The 17561-nt window shown below is 65.5% G+C and carries 9 protein-coding genes; 4 read left to right on the top strand and 5 right to left on the bottom strand.

The genetic code is table 11. The features are described from left to right. The first annotated feature begins 107 nt into the window (after positions 1–107). Genes NIE79_RS25940 through NIE79_RS25930 form a run of 3 tightly spaced genes read left to right on the top strand, consistent with a single transcriptional unit; the run spans position 108 to position 10721 of the window. Positions 108–3344, top strand: a complete 3237-nt coding sequence (locus NIE79_RS25940) for a LamG-like jellyroll fold domain-containing protein (protein ID WP_238681039.1) — start codon at positions 108–110, stop codon at positions 3342–3344. Positions 3345–3403: 59 nt separating this feature from the next. Further along, positions 3404–10225, top strand: a complete 6822-nt coding sequence (locus NIE79_RS25935; protein WP_238681038.1) for a polymorphic toxin-type HINT domain-containing protein — start codon at positions 3404–3406, stop codon at positions 10223–10225. Positions 10226–10229: 4 nt separating this feature from the next. Then, positions 10230–10721 carry a hypothetical protein gene (locus tag NIE79_RS25930; protein ID WP_238681037.1) on the top strand — a complete coding sequence of 164 codons (492 nt, stop codon included), beginning with the start codon at positions 10230–10232 and terminating at the stop codon, positions 10719–10721. A gap of 17 nt (positions 10722–10738) precedes the next feature. Here NIE79_RS25930 and NIE79_RS33810 read toward each other — a convergent pair whose 3' ends face one another. After that, a complete protein-coding gene (locus tag NIE79_RS33810; protein ID WP_274524625.1) occupies positions 10739–10873 on the bottom strand; it encodes a hypothetical protein in 135 nt (44 codons plus the stop codon). Between the two features lie 542 nt (positions 10874–11415). Between NIE79_RS33810 and NIE79_RS25925 the strand changes: the two genes are divergently transcribed. After that, positions 11416–13719 carry an ATP-binding protein gene (locus NIE79_RS25925; RefSeq protein ID WP_238681175.1) on the top strand — a complete coding sequence of 768 codons (2304 nt, stop codon included), beginning with the start codon at positions 11416–11418 and terminating at the stop codon, positions 13717–13719. An 8-nt stretch (positions 13720–13727) separates the two neighbouring features. Here NIE79_RS25925 and NIE79_RS25920 read toward each other — a convergent pair whose 3' ends face one another. The 4 genes from NIE79_RS25920 to NIE79_RS25905 are packed head-to-tail and all read right to left on the bottom strand — an operon-like array spanning position 13728 to position 17560. After that, positions 13728–15053: an amino acid adenylation domain-containing protein gene (locus NIE79_RS25920; protein WP_238681036.1), complete on the bottom strand. Its 1326-nt coding sequence runs from the start codon at positions 15051–15053 to the stop codon at positions 13728–13730. After that, a complete protein-coding gene (locus NIE79_RS25915; RefSeq protein WP_238681035.1) occupies positions 15050–16261 on the bottom strand; it encodes a cytochrome P450 in 1212 nt (403 codons plus the stop codon). The genes NIE79_RS25920 and NIE79_RS25915 overlap by 4 nt, the downstream gene beginning before the upstream one ends. Continuing rightward, complete coding sequence (locus NIE79_RS25910; protein WP_238681034.1) at positions 16258–16488, bottom strand: phosphopantetheine-binding protein; 231 nt, start codon at positions 16486–16488, stop codon at positions 16258–16260. The genes NIE79_RS25915 and NIE79_RS25910 overlap by 4 nt, the downstream gene beginning before the upstream one ends. Continuing rightward, positions 16472–17560, bottom strand: coding sequence for a condensation domain-containing protein (locus NIE79_RS25905; protein ID WP_238681033.1), 1089 nt, complete (start codon positions 17558–17560; stop codon positions 16472–16474). The genes NIE79_RS25910 and NIE79_RS25905 overlap by 17 nt, the downstream gene beginning before the upstream one ends. Position 17561 lies beyond the last annotated feature (1 nt).

Below are 17561 nucleotides of genomic sequence, written 5' to 3'. Positions count from 1 at the left end.
GTCGCCTCGGTTCAAGTTGATGATCACGGGGGCTGTTAATGGGTGCTTTGGTCGGTGCGCGCGTCGCGGCGAGCGCTAGGGGCGTCTCGCGACGTCGAACAGCAGCGTTGGCGCTGCTGGTCGTCGCCGCGGCAGGACTGGTCGTTCCGTCGGGCGCCGATGCCGCCGAGGCGGTAACGACGGCCGCCCGGTCGCAGGCATCCGGGCCGCTCGAGGCCGCGGATGAGGCGTCGGCGATGTTGCTGGCGCACAAGCTGCGCAAGCCGGTCCTGGTGACGGGCATGACCACCCAGACGTCCATGCAGTGGGCGCAGCCCGACGGCACCTTCCGCGCGGAGATGCATTCGGCGCCCGAGCGGGTGCAAGCCCCGTCGGGGGAGTGGGTGCCGGTGGACCTGACGCTGGAGCGGAAGAGCGACGGTTCGGTCGGGTCCAAGGCGGGTCCGTTCGGCCTGTGGCTGTCGGGTCCCCGGTCGGCCGACTCCGATGCCCTCGTGACGATCGGAGAGGGCGCGAAGCGGACCGCCCTGGGTTGGCTCGGCACCCTGCCCGAGCCGAAGCTCGACGGCGCGACCGCGACGTACCCGAACGTGAAGCCGGATGTGGACCTGGTCGTTCAGGCGCGGCCAACCGGCGTCAGCTACTCCTTCGTCGTCAAGACGCCGCAGGCCGCGACGCAGCTGACCACGGTGGCCATGCCCTGGTCACCCGGCTCGGCCCTGCGAGCCGGCGCCCGGACGGGCACAGCTGATGAGCCGGTAACGGTCTCGCAAGGAGAGATGTGGGACTCCCGGGTCTCGCCCGGCGGTGAGCCGTTGCACCGGGCCAACGTGGACGTCGCCGACAAGGTCGTCGACGGTCGCACCAGCCTGGTCCTCAGCACCGACCAGGCGTTCTACCAGGACCCCCACCTGCAGTTCCCCATCACGATCGACCCCACGATCAACCTGAACCCCTCGTTCGACACCTACGTGCAGAACACGATCGCCAACACCGACAAGTCCGGTGACGACGAGCTGCGCCTGGGCTACAGCGACGACGCCGATGAGGGCTGCGCCTCCGGCTGCCTGGCCCGCTCCTTCCTCGCCTTCTACGGACTCAGCGCCTACGCCGGCGCCACGGTGGTGTCCGCCGAGCTGTCCCTGTGGAACTACTACTCCTGGCAATGCGCCGCGGCCGAGTGGCAGACCTGGCGCGTGGACTCCGTCGGAACAGCGGTCCGGTGGGGCAGCCAGCCGGTATGGCGTGAAATCGACGGCAGATCCACCGGCACGAAGGGTTACAACTCCGGCTGCGCGGGCGGCCGGGTGTCCGCGTCGGTGAAGAACACATTCCAGATCAGCCTCAACGGCGGTTACAACACCGCCAACGTCGGACTGCGGGCCTCCAGCGAGACGAGCCACACCGGGTGGAAGAAGTTCAAGTCTTTCGACGCCCCGTCGGCCAGGCCCTACGTCACCTTGATCTTCAACCGCAAACCGAACGTGCCCACGGCGCTCGCGATCGACTCGTGCTACTCGGCATGCCAGTCCCCAGCGGTGGTGCGCTCCGGCCGCCCCACCCTGTCGGCGGTGGTGTCGGATCCCGACGGTGGCACGCTACGCGCGGAGTACGAGGTCTACGACAACGCGAAGACCACGCTCAAGGCGAAGTCCGGTACGTCCGTCACCGGTGTAACCTCCGGAACCGCCCGAGCGTGGATGGTTGTTCCCGTCTCGGGTAGCAGTCTGCCCGACGGCACCTACCACTACCGGGTGCACGGCTGTGACAGCTACCTGTGTGGCGATTACTCGGGGTGGTTCACCTTCACCGTGAACACACAGGATCCGTCGCTGCCGACGGTGACTGGCACTCCGTACGCCGAGCAGAAAACCGGCACGTGGAACGGCGGCCCGGGCACGCCAGGGACGTTCACCTTCGCCCCGAACGGCGGCACCGATGTTCAGGAATACCTCTACAGCCTGAACAACACCAACACTGTCACCGTCCCGGCAGGTGCACCGCAGAGTGAAATGCTCACTGCCAACGAACAGCAGGTTTCCACCGACCTGACTGGTTTCGTGGGACTGAACGCGACCATCGCCCGTGACACGACCCGCGGGCACAACAGCGGACAATCGCTGAAGGTCTCGCCGTTGGCCTCCGGAGGCACCCCGATCGGCGCTGAGGGCGCGACCTTCGCGGCGGTAGGCGGCGACTACGGCGGCATGCGGCTGGGCATGAAGCCCGGCAAGCGCTACACGATCACCGGCTGGATCTACGTCCCCGCAGCCACCGGCCTCAACGTCACCGGCACCTCAGGAAGCCTGGACGGGCTACGGCTCGTCGCCGTCTACAAAGTGGGCTCCCTCTACGTGGAGGTCCGCTCGGCCAAGGCGTCCATCACCGATGGCTGGCAGCGACTCTCCCTCACCATGTCGCTGCCCGCAGGCGCCACCGAGGCGTTCGTCCGCATGTTTAACGGACACCCCGTGGGCCAAACCGCGAAGGCCGTCTACTGGGACGACCTGTCCGTCAAAGAGGTAACCGGCACCAGCACCACCGCCACGATCACCCCCAACCGCGACGGCGTCAACGTCCTCTCCGTTCAATCTCGCAACTCGGCCGGGGCCACCTCCGATCCACGCGTCTATCAATTCCTGGTGAGACCGAGCACGGGCTCCTGGACCTGGAAGCTCGACGAGGGTGCAGGCACGACTGCGGCATCGCTTCCGGAAACGAGGCCGGCCACCCTCAGCGCTGCCGGAGTCGCCTGGACAACTCCAGGTCGGGTTGGAGCCGCCGCTGCAACCTTCAGCGGTACAGGAAGCGCAGCCACCTCTTCGCCGGTGTTGGAGACCGTCAACCCCGCTGGCTTTACGGTCGCAGCGTGGGTCCGCAAATCCGAAGCGGGTGGCGCGGTGCGGACGGCGGTCTCTCAAGACGGGGCAAATACGTCGATGTTCCGTTTGGGCTACCGCAACGACCGTGACCTCGACGCCGACGGCGTCAATGACCCCACCTGGTGCTTCTCCGTGACGCGCAGTGACGTCTCGTCAGGAGCGCGGGATGCGGCCTGCACGACGGATTACGTCATTGACGACGAGTGGGTGAGCCTGGTCGGTGTCTACGACAAGGCCACCGGGGCGCTCAGGCTCTACGTCAACGGCACGCCGGACGTCGGCGGAACGCTGGCGACCACGACGGCAAGTACCCCGTGGTCAGCGACGGGTTCCTTTGCCATGGGACGCGGCCGCGAGGGTGCGACGCTCGCAGAGCACTGGACCGGCGAACTCGACCACGTTTATGCCAGCCAGTACGTCTGGACCGACGAGGAAATCGTGCAGCACTGGATCGCGGAATGATCCCCCCGGTGAACCATCACCTCAGGTCGATCGTGCCTCTTTTCCTCAGAAGGAGAACCGTGAGTTCCATCGATGTGGAACGCCTGTACGCTGGCGGTTTCCTCAGGTCCGCGGGCCGGGCGAGCCGTCGTCTGTCGGGGATCATCGCCGCAGTCGTGGCGGTCGGCCTGCTGGGGCAGGTTCCCGCCTCGGCCGGAGCTCATCTCGGAGGCAGACCGCCGAAAGGCCCGGACGTCGCCGGGGTGGCGGTCACGGCGCTCAAGCACCAAACGCGACCGGTCTGGACGGCGGGCGATCGGCAGGTCAGCCAAGGTCGCGCTGTCACATGGCCGCCGGCGACTCGAATGACGGTAGACCTCGCGGCCTCGGTCGCCGGACTCCGGGGCAACGGGGCGACGCGGGCCGGCGCCCTGCCGATCTGGGTCACCCCGTCCAACGCGGCACCAGCTCGGTCACAACCTCGCGTGGCGACGGACCCTGTCCAGAGGACGACAGTGGAAGTTGCTGACCGGGCGACCGCTGCGCGCGCAGGGGTCGCGGGCATCGTCGCCCGAGTGAGCCGGGCCGACGGTCACCGGGCGGACGGCGAGGTGACAGTCGACGTCGACTACTCCGGTTTCGCGTCGGCCTACGGCGGGGACTGGGCTTCCCGTCTCCGAATGGTGTCGCTGCCCGACGGGAAGCCGCTGCCAGGGCGCAATGACACTCGCGCCAGCAGGGTGTCCGCAGCGGTCCCCGTGTCGGGCAGCGGTGTGGCGACGATGTTCGCGGTGACTGCCGGTGCGTCCGGCGACAATGGTGACTACAACGCAACCAGCCTTTCGGCGGCGGGCACCTGGCAGGTGTCGCAGCAGACGGGTGCGTTCTCCTGGTCCTATCCGCTCAACAATGTACCCGCCACGGGTGGGCCCGAGCCATCAATGGCGTTGAGCTACTCATCGGGTGCCGTCGACGGCCTAACCGCCGGTACCAACACCCAGGGCTCCTGGATTGGGGATGGTTGGGACCTGTGGCCTGGGTTCGTTGAGCGCAAGTTCAAGTCGTGTGCCGATGACAAGGACGCCATGCGGGGCGGTGAACCGAACAATAAGGCGATCAACAGCGGTGACCAGTGCTGGCTCAAGCCCGAGGGCAACGCCACGATCTCCCTGAACGGTCAAGCCACGGAGCTGGTCAAGTCAGCGGGAAACACGTGGAAGGGCGTAGCCGACGACGGCTCGAAGATCGAGCTGTCGAAGGACGCGTCGTTCGCCAACGGCGACAACGACAACGAGTACTGGAAGGTCACGAAGACCGACGGCACCCAGTATTTCTTCGGCCGTAACCACGGCGTCGGCGGCGCGTCGGCAGGTACCGCAACCGATTCGGTGTGGACGGCCCCGGCATACGGCAACCACCCGGACGAGCCCGGCTACGTCGCCGGCGACTACGCGGCCTCGCGGACAACCCAGGCGTGGCGGTGGAACCTCGACTATGTCGTGGATCCGCAGGGCAACACGATGACGTACTTCTACAAGAAGGAAGAAGGCGCCTACGGGCGTGAGGGCGACAAGGCCAAGCGCACCACCTACGACCGCGGCGGCTGGCTCAAGACAATCGAGTACGGCAACCGGGCCGATGCACCGAGCAGCACCTACGCGGCAGCCCGTGTCATGTTCGACGAGGCTGACCGGTGTGCCAGCAACTGCGGGTCCGCCAGTGACCCGGTGACCGCCTCCTGGCTGGACACACCGTGGGATCAGTACTGCAAGGCCGCGCCCTGCACTGACCAACTGTCGCCGACCTTCTGGACGAGTAAGCGGCTGTCACGCATCCGCAGCCAGGTCTACTCCGGCTCCGCCGGGGTGTACAACGAGGTCGAGTGGTGGACACTGCGCCACACGTACCTTCAGGCGGGCGCCAACGAGGGCATGCCGATGTGGCTGGCCGGGATCACCCGCACGGGCAAGGTCACGACGGCTGGCGGCAGCGAGGCCAGCGACCCCGAGGTTGTCTTCGACCCTGGCACGGAAGCGCTCGCCAACCGGGTCGACGCGATGGCCGACGGCCGCTCCAACCTGTTCCGCTACCGCGTACAGACCATCACCACGGAGTCCGGCGCTCAACTCGCAGTCAGCTACTCGCCGACGGAATGTACCCGCAGCAGCCTGCCCGAGGTGCATGCCAACGGGAAGAGGTGCTACCCGGCCTACTACGGGCCCAAGGGTGAGGAGCCCACCCTCGACTGGTTCCACAAGTACCGCGTCGACCGCGTCGACGTCTACGACAACACCGGCGGGTTCACCCACGAGCAGACCAACTACGACTACCTTGACCAGCCGGCCTGGCATTACGACGACTCTGAGTTGACCGAGCCGAAGAAGCGCACCTGGGGCGAGTTCCGCGGCTACGGCAAGGTCCGCGTGCGCACGGGCCTAGAGGCGGGCGTGCAGTCCGCGACGGAGTTCCTCTACTACCGGGGCATGGACGGCGACAAGCAGCCCTCGGGCACGCGCACCGTTGAGATCATCGATTCCCAGCAGACTCGGGTCGCCGACGAGGACCAGTACGCAGGCATGGTCCGCGAAGAGACCACCCTGCTCGGTAAGGATGGTCCCTGGATCGGCGGCACCATCACCACCCCTGTCAAGCAGGGACCGACCGCGACCTCCGGCAATCTCGAGTCCTACATGACCAACACCGGTACGGTCCGTAGCCGACTCAAGCTCGCCAACGGCTCGACCCGGTGGACGAAGACCGTTACCACCTACAACAGCGACAACCTACCCACCAGCGTCGATGACCATGGCGACGAGTCCACCGCCACGGACGACCGGTGTATTCGCACCTGGTACGCCCGCAACGGCACGACCTGGATGCTCGACCTCGCGAAGAAAACCGAAACCGTCGGGGTCAACTGCGCGGCCACGCCGACACTGCCCGGCGACATGCTTTCGGCCACCCGGACGACCTACGACAAGGCCACCAACGACTGGGACACCTACCTACCGGTCCAAGGCAATGTCGCGAAGGTCGAGGAGATCAACACTTGGACGGGCAGCACCCCTAACTGGTTCACCCTCGGCCGCGCCACCCACGACGCGATCGGCCGGGTCACGGAAAGCTACGACGCCCTGGACCGCATCACCAAGACCGCCTACCTCCCGATCGCCGGCGGACCGGTGACGTCGGTGAAGATCACTAACCCTGACCTTCGGGTCAACACTGCCACCTACGCGCCGGCATGGCACCTGCCCACAACGCTGGAAGACGCCAACGGCCTGCGCACCGACCTGACATACGACGGTCTGGGTCGCGTCCGTCAGGTGTGGCTGCCTGGACGCCTGAAAAGCAAACTCCCCACAACGCCGGACAAGGAATACACCTACGACGTCCGCAACACCGCCCCCTCCGCGGTGACTGCGAAAACGCTGCTCCCGTCCGTCACAGCGGCCTACCACACGACCATCACCCTGTACGACGGATTGCTGCGAGCCCGGCAGATTCAGACGCAGGCCCCAGGTGGCGGCCGCGTCCTCAACGACACTGTCTACGACTCCCGCGGGCTGCTCGACTGGGCGTCGCAGCCCTACTACGACACCACCAACACCCCACCCAACAAAACCCTTGTCGGCAGTGTCGGCACCCCGGCGGTCCCCGCGCTCACGCAGAACCTCTACGACGGTGCCGGACGACTGACCGACGCCATCTTCAAGGTAGGCGTCAACCCCACGACCAACGAGAAGTGGCGCACCACCACCACCTACGCTGGCGAGCGCACCAGCGTCATGCCACCGGCCGGCGGCACCGCTACCACCACCATCACCGATGGCCGCGGCCAGACAATCGCCCAGCGGCAGTACAAGGACCGTGCCGCCGTCGGCAGCGACACCGCTGGCACCTACGACGAGTACCGCTACGGCTACACCGACCGAGGTGAACTGGCGAGCGTCACCGACCCGGTCGGAAACACCTGGTCGTACCGCTACGACCAACGCGGCCGCAAGGCCAGCGAGGACGACCCGGACCGAGGCACCAGCAGCTACACCTACAACCTCGCCGGCGAGATGCTCACCTCGACGGACGGCCGGAAACGAACCCTCGCGTACTCCTATGACAAGCTCGGCCGGAAGAAGACCGTCCGAGACGGGTCCACGACCGGCCCTCTGCGAGCCGAGTGGACCTATGACACCCTCACCTACGGCATCGGGAAGCTGACGAAGTCGGTCCGGTACGAGCCGGCAGGTTCCACGAACGCCTACGTCAACGAGGTCGTCACCTACGACGAAGCCGGACGGCCCAAAGACTCCCGAATCACCATCCCGTCCGCCGACGGGGCGCTGTGCGCCTCGGGCACCCTCACACCGTGCTCGTACGGGTACAGCACCACCTACCGCCCGGACGGGCAGGTCAACAACACCACCTTGCCAGCCGCAGCAGGCTTGGCCAGCGAGAAATTGACCTACACCTACAACGACGTCGGTCTGCCCAGCGGCATGCTGTCCGCGTCCCAGATCTACGTCAGCCAGACCGGCTACACCAAACTCGGCCACCAGTGGCAGACGACCCTCGGCGCCACCGGTAAGCAGACCACGATCACCAACACCATCGACCCCAACACCGGCCGGCTCACCAACAGCAACGCAGTGCCAGACCTCAAGCCCGAGATCTTCAACTTCACCTACACGCAGGACCCTGTCGGCAATCTCGAGACCATCACCGACACTCCGGCCGCAGGGGTGGCGGAGACCCAGTGCTACACCTACGACCCACTGCGGCGCCTCACCAACGCCTGGACACCAGCAACCAGCAACTGCAAAGTGGCCCCGGACGCAACGAAACTCGGCGGGCCCGCCCCGTTCTGGCACTCCTACACCTACGATCCCGGCACAGAGAACCGCAAGACCGAAACTATTCGTAGCGCGACCGCGCAAACCACCCGCACCTACAGCTACCCCAGCCAAGGGGTCGGCGTGGGTACCCACCCGCACGCCGTGACGAAGGTTGACTCCACCGGCTCGGTCATTAAGACCGAGAACTACACCTACGACGAGACGGGCAACACCAAGAGCCGACCCGGTCCCGCGGGGCAGCAGACACTCACCTGGGACAACGAGGGTCGCCTTTTCGCAACCGCCGACAACTCCGGCAGCACCAGCTACGTCTACGACGCCGACGGCAACCGTCTAATCCGCCGCGATTCCGCAGGCGCGACCCTTTACCTCCCTGGCGGCATGGAAGTCCGCAAGCCCACCAGCTCTGCTGCTACCGGCACCCGCTACTACAGCCAATCCGGCGGACCTGTCGCCGTCCGGGACTCAACAGGCAGACTCGACTGGATCGTCAGCGACCACCACGGCACCGCCGAGGCGACGATCCGCAGCAGTGACCTCGCCGTAACCCGGCGCCGCAGCCTCCCCTTCGGAGCCGAACGAGGCACCACCCCGACCTGGCCCTCGATGATGGACAAAGGCTTCGTCGGAGGCACCAAGGACAACACCGGGCTGACCCACCTCAACGCCCGCGAATACGACCCCACCATCGGCAGCTTCATCTCCGTGGATCCCGTTATGGACCTCGCCGATCCACAGCAATGGCACGGATACGCCTACTCGCGGCACAACCCAGCCACCTTCAGCGACCCAAGCGGCCTCATCCCCGCGGACTGCGCAACAATCAAGGGCGGCTGCCCGCTCTACCAACCCGGCAACGAAAAGGGCAACCAGGACACCAAGAACGATCCAGACAACCGCTGCTGGCCGGTGAAATGCGATGCCGTCGCAGACGCTGAAAGTGCCTTCGACCCGGACACCTGGACCGACCACATGTCCGACGGGCGGAAGGCGCCGAGCAAGGGTCATGTCGCTCTCCCCGTCTTTGCGCAACTCGCCTACGGCACGCACATCTCGAACCTGACGGCAGTTGAACTGGAACGGCTCCGCACCGATGTTCTCTGCTACAACTACCAGGAAATATGCGACCAAATCATTGCCGAAACCTGGGCCAGCGTCGGCGACTTCCTTGGTGAGATAACTGGAGTCAACGACGGAATCGATTGCGCAAACGGCAGCGTTTCGGGATGCGCATGGACCGCAGTCGGATTCGTGCCGATCGGCAAGCTGAAGGCAGCTGGAAAAATCGGCGAAGCCCTGTTCAGCACGGGCAAGGCACTCTGCAGCTTCAGCGCCGAAACCAAGGTCGTCATGGCCGACGGCACGTCCAAAATGATCAGCGATCTGAGAGTCGGGGACAAGGTCCTGGCCGCCGACCCAGTAACCGGTGCGACAAGTGGACGCACCGTAACCCATACCTGGATCCACGAAGACCGTCTGCGTGATCTGAAAATTGACGGCAAGATTATTTCCACCACGGAGGGGCACCCGTTCTGGAATGCCTCAGCCGGAAGATGGGAGCCGGCAGGTCAGCTCACCTCTCGTGACAGGCTGCTATCCCTTGATGGAACTTCGATTCGCCCCGATGGTCGCCTCGCGCCGACAGCCCGCATTGCGATAGCGTACAACCTTACAGTTGCTGACATTCACACGTATTATGTGCTCGCTGGCAACATTCCCGTTCTTGTGCACAACACGAATTGTGGGAACCTTTTCAAGGGGGATGGGTGGCAGCACGTACTGAATGAACACGTAGACGGAAGTCCAGGTGTGGTATCAAATAACACCACATTCTCCAACTATTTGGACGTGGATGACATTGGAGGCTTGATCGAGGACACTGCCAAAGCTCGCGGAGTCCCGAATACTCCTGATCCAGTAACGGGGCTTTCCCGGGACGGAACGAAGCATACGGTTGATTTCGGCTATCCCATCGGATCCCGTGGCGAGACAACCGTAGAGGTTATCCTGAATCCTGACGGCTCTCTCCGTACTGCATACCCGAGGTGATTGTATGGATAATTTCATCCTACGCTGGCGCATTGGAAATCCTGGCTCAGCCACGTTTACCTTGGATTTCCTGCAAGAGACGGTCGAGGTTCACACGACCTATGTCGCTGACGGTCTGGGGTCTGTGATGCAAGCAGCCCTCGACCTCCAAGGTGGGTCTAGCTCCGCGATAGCGTTTCTGCCGGCCGAGCCGGGAGGCACTTGCTTATTCTTCGCGGGTGCCGATTCGCAGGTTTATTTACAGGTCGTTGAATTTGAAGACATGTCATCTGAGAGCCACCGCTGGGGTGGTGGACGACTTCGCTGGAATGGCCATGTAAGCATCGAACATTTCGTCCGTCAGGCCGTGAATATGGCGGAGGATGTTTTGGTTGAGTATGAAGATGCGGCATCATACCGTGCTGCTTGGGGAGGCATCCCATTTCCAGATAACAAGCTTCGGAGTCTTCGTGATCGCATCGATGCAATGCCAATCGGTGAGGTGAAGCCTGAATAGCTAGAGTCGTCGCCCGGTTACCGGTGAGGGCGCACGTCGTTGAACGTGTCGTTACGGGCAGGTGCGGCGTGTGCGGACGTGCCGGTCGGCACCACCGTTCCCACCATGGCGAGGACGATGGCCGTTGCCAGCGCCAATATTCGCTTCTTCAATGCGGCTCCAATCGGACAACCGTGTTGGACGTGTGGCAATCGCATCAGCTGCGTATATGCATCACAATGGATCGAACGTTCGGGTCCGTCCGAGACAGCCCCGGACAGCACTGGCCGCACGACAGATCGACGACTATGGTGATCATCTACAGAGCAACGTCAGTACGGGGGAACGTATGACTGAGCTTGTTGATGGGTTGCCGAGCCCGGATGGGCTCACCGGCCCGGGCGAGTACGTTGCCGCCCTCCGCCAGCTGCGGGCGTGGTCGGATCTGTCATATCGGCAGCTGGCCCGCCGGGCGGAGGCCGTGGGCGAGATGCTGCCCGCGAGTACGACCGCCTCGATGCTTGCGCGCTCGAGCCTGCCCAGGAGCGACGTCGTCGCGACGTTCGTTCGGGCTTGTGGGCTCGACGAGACGGTCGTCCTCATGTGGGTTACGGCGCGCAACACGCTCGCCGCCGCATCCACCCGGACAGCCGCCGCGGCGCCTGTCACGTATGACACGTCGCAGCCCGCACCGAACGGTGGATCCGTGCCTGCCATGCTGCCCGCCGACATCGCCGACTTCACCGGTCGCGAGGACCACGTGGCATCGCTGCACGAGTTCCTGTCGGGCGCGACGGATACCGACGGGCACCACCACGCGCCGGCCATCGCGACGATCAGCGGCATGGGTGGCATCGGCAAGACCGCCCTCGCGGTGCACGTCGCACACCGGCTGGCCGGCACCCACCCCGACGGTCAGCTCTACGTGAACCTGCGCGGTGCCGACGCGTCGCCGCTGCAGTCCGGCGACGTCCTGGCCCGCTTTCTGCGGGCGCTGGGCGTACCGAACCAGGTGATTCCGGCCGACGAGACCGAACGCGCCGAGCTGTACCGAAGTCGCCTCGCCGACCGCTGCGTACTCGTAGTCCTCGACAACGCCGCCACCGAGGAACAGGTCCGACCGTTACTGCCCGGCACGGCGAGCTGTGCTGTCATCCTGACCAGCCGGGCACGACTCACCGGCATCGAGGGTGCTCGCCGCGTCGACCTCGACGTGTTCCCGCCTACCACGGCGATCCGCCTCCTGGCCAGGATCACCACGGACGAGCGGGTGACCGCCCAGCACACGGGGGCGGCACAGATCGTCACGTTGTGCGGTGGGCTACCACTGGCGGTGCGCGTCGCCGGTGCACGCCTCGCCGCCCGACCCACCTGGCACCTCGGACACCTGGCGACGATGCTCGGCGACGAGCGACGCCGTCTGGACCAGTTGACAGCCGGCGACCTGGCGGTACGCGCCTCGCTCGCGCTGAGCTACCAGGGGCTCGATCCGACGGTACGGCGGCTGTTCCGGCTGCTCGGCCTCTTCGACCTGCCAGACTTTCCGGCCTGGTTCGCCGCGGCCATGCTCGAGTCGACGTTGGACACGGGAATCGAGCACGCCGAGACGTTGGTGGATGCACAGTTACTCACCGCAGCTGACACCGATGTGGCCGGGCAGCAACGCTACCGCTTCCACGACCTGGTACGAATATTCGCTCGTGAACGCGCAGAGGTCGAGGAGACCGGCGAGTCGCTTGCCAGCGCGCTCACCCGTGGATTCGGTGGCTGGCTGGCCCTCACCGAGCGGATGGCTCGACACATCCCCGGGCCGTGCTATGCGGCGATCAGTGGGCCCGGACCGCGCCCGGCCACGGGCTGGGCCGAGCGGTACGCGCCGAATGTCGACCCGGGCCTGTGGTTCGACGCCGATCGGACGGCGCTGCTGTCCCTGATCCGGCAGGCATGTCTGCTCGGCCGCGACGACGTGGCGTTCGACCTGGCCGGCTGCCTGGAGAAATACTTCGACGTGCGCGGTATGTACAGCGACTGGATCGACACCAACACCGAGGTCATGTCGGCGTGCCGCGCGGCAGGCAACCTGCTCGGTGAGGCGGTCATGCTACGCGGCCTGATCGACGTAACCACGTGGACCACCGACGGCGGTGACGGCGAAGCGATGTCCCGGATGCACGACGACGCGTTCCGGTTGTTGGACATGTTCACCCAGCTGCGGCACGAGCAGGGCATCTGCGACGCCGCGGTGATGTGCTCCTGGGCGCTCACCGCCGCCGGCGACCACCCCGCCGCAATCACCTACGCCACACGCGCCCTTCAGTTGGCCAACCAATCGGAGCACCAGGGCGGCCGGATCCGCGCCCGGTTGGCGTTGTCCATCGCCCACTACGAGCAGGGACGGTTCGATCACGCCGCCGCTGGCCTGGTCCACGCGCTGGACGAGGCGCGAGCCCTGGACAATCCGCGCTGGGTCGCGACCGTTCTGCAGTTCGCCGGCATCACCCATCGCCAGCTCGACAACCTCGAGCACAGTCAACAGATGCTCCGCGAGTCGCTCACCATCTCGCGTCATTACGGCGACACCTACACCGAAGTCCTGACGCTGCTCGCGCTGGCTCGGCTGGACCTCCAGCGCGGTGATCCGGCCGCCCGCACCACGGCAGAGACGTCGGTGGCGCTCAGCCGGGAGTACCACATGAGCCACCACTTGGCCGAGGCGTTGGAGGTGCTGGGCGAAATCGAGTTGGCCGACGGGTTCCCCGCACGGGCGATCGGTCACCTTGAGGAGTCGGTCGCCATCTGGCGCACCCGCGGGTGGCATTCGATGCAGGCCACCGCACTCACGAATCTGGGCAAGGCGTACGCGCAGATCGAACCGCTGGCCGCGCGAGGGGCGTTCGAGGAGGCCGGGGCCATCCTCACCCGACTCGGCGACACCGCCAGACTCGCCGAACTCCTCCCGTACATCTCGACGCACGGGACCGAGTGCCGCCAGGAACCGACGCCGCCGCGCGTGGGGTGATACCTGCGTCAACGCGACGGTACGTCGCCGAAGATCGCCGCCGCGCGGTGTGCCAGCTCTGCACGGTCCAGCTTTCCGTTCGGAAGCGACGGCAGGCGGGTGACGGGTCGGAACGCCCTGGGTACCGCGACTGCTGGAAGTCGCCGCAGCAGATGGGCTCTCAGCTCTCCTTCGTCGATGCCAGACAGGCCGGTGAGGAAGGCGGCGACCCGGGACTCGTGCACGCCGATGGCCGCATCGGTAATTCCGGGAAAGGTGAGCAGAGCGCTTTCAATCTCGGCTGGCTCGATACGCACCCCACCCAGTTTGAGCTGATCATCGGCACGGCCATGATACCTCAACAGGCCATCGTCACCGCAGCTGACGATGTCCCCGGTACGGTACTCGCGCTTCTCGTTCGCCACCCCGGGCGAGGAGATGACGAGTTCGCCATCTTGAATGGATACTGTCGTCCCGGGAATGGGTCTGCCAATGGGTACGGGGTTTTCGCCAGAGGCACACTTGTGCACCGTGCTCCACACCGTGCACTCGGTTGGGCCGTATTCGTTGTACAGAGCGGTTCGTGGCACGATTTCGAAGTGCTGCCGAACAAGTTCGGGCGAGCAGGTCTCCCCGGCGACGATCACGGTCGTGAGCGATTCAATCGGTGAACGCAGCAGGAGCCGGTAGAGCGAGGGAACCATGAGCGTGTGGGTCGGATGGTACTCCCGACCGGCCTTCAGAACGGCGGGCAGGTTTGCTGGCCTGTCGCTGGGGATGATGAGTGTCGAGCCAGTGCACAACGTCCAGTAGATACCCGCCACCGAGCTGTCGAAGGATATGGACGAGCACAACAGGAATCGTTGTGGTGGCTCACGGTAATACTCGATCCGGGCTGCGGTGGAGTAGCTCAGCGCTGTCCGGGAGACTGTCACCGCTTGGGGGTTGCCAGTCGAGCCGCTGGTGAAGATGGTGTAGGCGTACGGGCCGTCCCGCCAGGGCGCCTTCCCTTCAGGCAGTGCGGCGATCAGGTCCTGGGTGAGGTGGATACGCGCCCCGCTGCGCTGCTTCATCTGCCGCTGCCGTTCAGCGGGGAACGCCATATCGATGGGCACGTATCGGGCGCCGGCCCGCAGCACCCCCAGCATCCCGGCGATTGCCCATCGGGACAGCGGGGCGTGCACACCAACGGGCTCGCCCACGGCCACGTCCCGGGTCTTCAGATAGCTCGCTATGGAGCCCGACACGCGTTCCAGTTCCCCGTACGTGGTTGAGCCGTGACGGTCGACGAGCGCGATGGTAGCGGGAATCTCGCACATGCGTGCCCGGATCATCGCCAACACATCGCTGGTCATCGCGGTCGGCCCACCACTGGAAGGCTCTTGATGCCGGCAAGCCACGTTGAGCGGACGTGAACGATGTCGCCGGCAAGCTCGAAAGAAGTAAACCGTTGAAACATCTCCTCGAAAACGATCCTCAGCGCTAGCCGCGCAAGCGCCGCCCCGATGCAGTAGTGCGCCCCGGCACCGAAGGCCAGGTGGCGCTGCCCTCGGCGGGAGGGATTCAGCCGGTGGGGATCTGGGAAGTAGCGCTCGTCGCGGTTGGAGGAGCCAATCCACAGCACCACCGCATCTCCGGAGGCGATTGCCTTTCCGTTGATGGCTGTGTCCTGGGTCGCCGTACGCAGGAAGTGCCCGGCGGGAGAGGTCCAGCGGATCGCTTCCTCTACTGCGCCGGGGATGAGAGCGTGCCTCGCAGCCCACGTCGGGTACTGACCGGTGCGCAGCAGTTCGGCGAGCGTCGCAGTGGGAACGTGAGCGATGGCGGCCGCAGAGCCCAGAATCAGGCTGTAACAGTTGGCCACTACTCCACCGGCGCTGATCGGAAGCGCCAACAGCGTGTCCACCAAGTTGCCACGCGGACGCTTACGGTGTTCCAGCGACAGGTTCAGCAGGTAGGCGAACAGCTCGCGGTGGCCCCGGTCAAGGGTCGCCTGAGGGCCCTCTTCGACCGCAGTGTCCGGGTCGTGTTCGGCGACCGACATCGCCACCAGGCGAGCGATCAGCGGCCAGTCCTGGGCCGGGATGCCCATGAGCGGCCCAAGGAACGCCATCGGGAGCGGCGAGATGGCGGTCGCGAAGTCGAAGCTCCCTGACAGCGACCCCAGCAGATCTCGGACATGTTCCCGGACGGCGGCAGCATGCTGCTGAACGGCACGCATCGCCAGTTCGCGCTGTAGGGGTCCGCGAATTCGGGCAAGCTCCGGCGGATCGGTCGCAGAGAACTGCTGCCCCTGGGCGGGCTCCGGCCGGCCGAGCATGTTGAGCATGACGCCGCCGGTAGAGGAGAAGGTGGCATGGTCCGACAGCACCCTCTCGGCGCCGTCGAACGTGGAGACGGCCCAGAAGCCTTTGCTGCCGACAGCTTGCCACCGCACCGGTTCTCGCTGGCGCATCGCCTGCCATACCGCGTGCGGGTCGCCGTCGGCGAACAGCGCTGGGTCGCTGAGGTCGATTCGTGCGAGGTCGATGGCTGCCACATCGGTTGACGGGACCAGGTTCATACCGCCGAGACCTCCTGCAGAAGATCGGCGATAGTGGGCTTGAGGAACAGAACCGCCGCGTCGATCTCTATGCCGAACTCTTCGTAGATGTCCATCAGCAGGTCCGCGGCCAGAAGGGAGTCGCCGCCGAGGGCGAAGAAGTTGTCCTCGACGGTGACCGTCGGAACACCTAGTTTCTCGCTCCACAGCTCGATCAGGCGGCCCTGGAGCTCAGCTCGCTGCTGCATAAAGGTCTCCCCACGTGTCGACGAACCGCTGAACGAGGGCCCGCATCCCAGATTCGCGATAAAGATCATCCCGGTAGCGCAGGCACACGGTGTAGACGCCGCCGTATCCGAGTTCCAGCCAGAAGGCGAGCCCGTTGACGGGCAGTATCGGTCCGCCGAGACCCAGACCGGCGGGAATGGTGAGGGGCTCAATGCTGTCGTCAGCCGGAACCTGTATCACCTCGAACTGAGCCAGGGCAGGGCCACCGCGGGCGAAGAGGGCGCCGGCAGCAGGCATCGTCTCCACGAGCACCGGGAAGGGAATTTCCTGCGCGTAGGCCGCAATAAAGGCCCGCTGCACAGCGGGCAGGTCCGTTGTCGTCAGCCGCACAGGCAACACGTTCATGTAGAGGCCCACGGTGTCCCACTCGGACCGGTCGCGCCCGTAGGTCAGCACCGGGATGAGCAGATCTCGGCCTGCGCTCAGCGGCTGAAGAGCATGGGCGAATGCGGCGAACAGCACCACGAACGCGGTGCTTCGCGCCGCACGGCCGACAACATCCGCCTGGGCCCGCGTGATATCGGTCCTGATCCGCAGCTCTCGTGTGATCTCGGGCTCGCCGGAGCCACCGTCCGTGCTCAAGGTTGGGACATCGGCGAGCGCCTGCTCCCAGAACGGGACGGCTCGGGGCATCCTTTTGAGCTGCTTCACCGACACCTCGTGTCGGTAGGACGGACCCGGAGTGTCGTCCCCCTCGAGCACGTCACAAATCAGGACACGCATCGACCAGGGGTCGGACACCGTGTGGTGCGCCACGAGCAGTAGTTCACAGTCGTTCACGTACGCCCAGAGTAGGCACGGCGACTCCGGCGGATAGCTTGCCGCCGACGCCGCCGCCCAGACATCGTCTACTTCCGCCAGTGGCACCGGGCCGGCGCCGAGCACGGGATGCTGGCACACGGCGGTGTCGAGGCGGCCTTGCATCCAGTCGAGATCCGGCTTCTCCGGCAGCCGCACTCCGGCAATGGCGACGAATCGCTCAGCGGGAATCCCGCTGCCGGCCCACGCGAGAATCCGCTGTCCGTAGGGCATG

It is taken from the genome of Micromonospora trifolii (genome assembly GCF_022229005.1).
Lineage (GTDB): Bacteria > Actinomycetota > Actinomycetes > Mycobacteriales > Micromonosporaceae > Micromonospora > Micromonospora trifolii.
The sequence above is the reverse complement of the archived record's forward strand: the minus strand, read 5'-3'. Positions and strand labels throughout refer to the sequence as shown.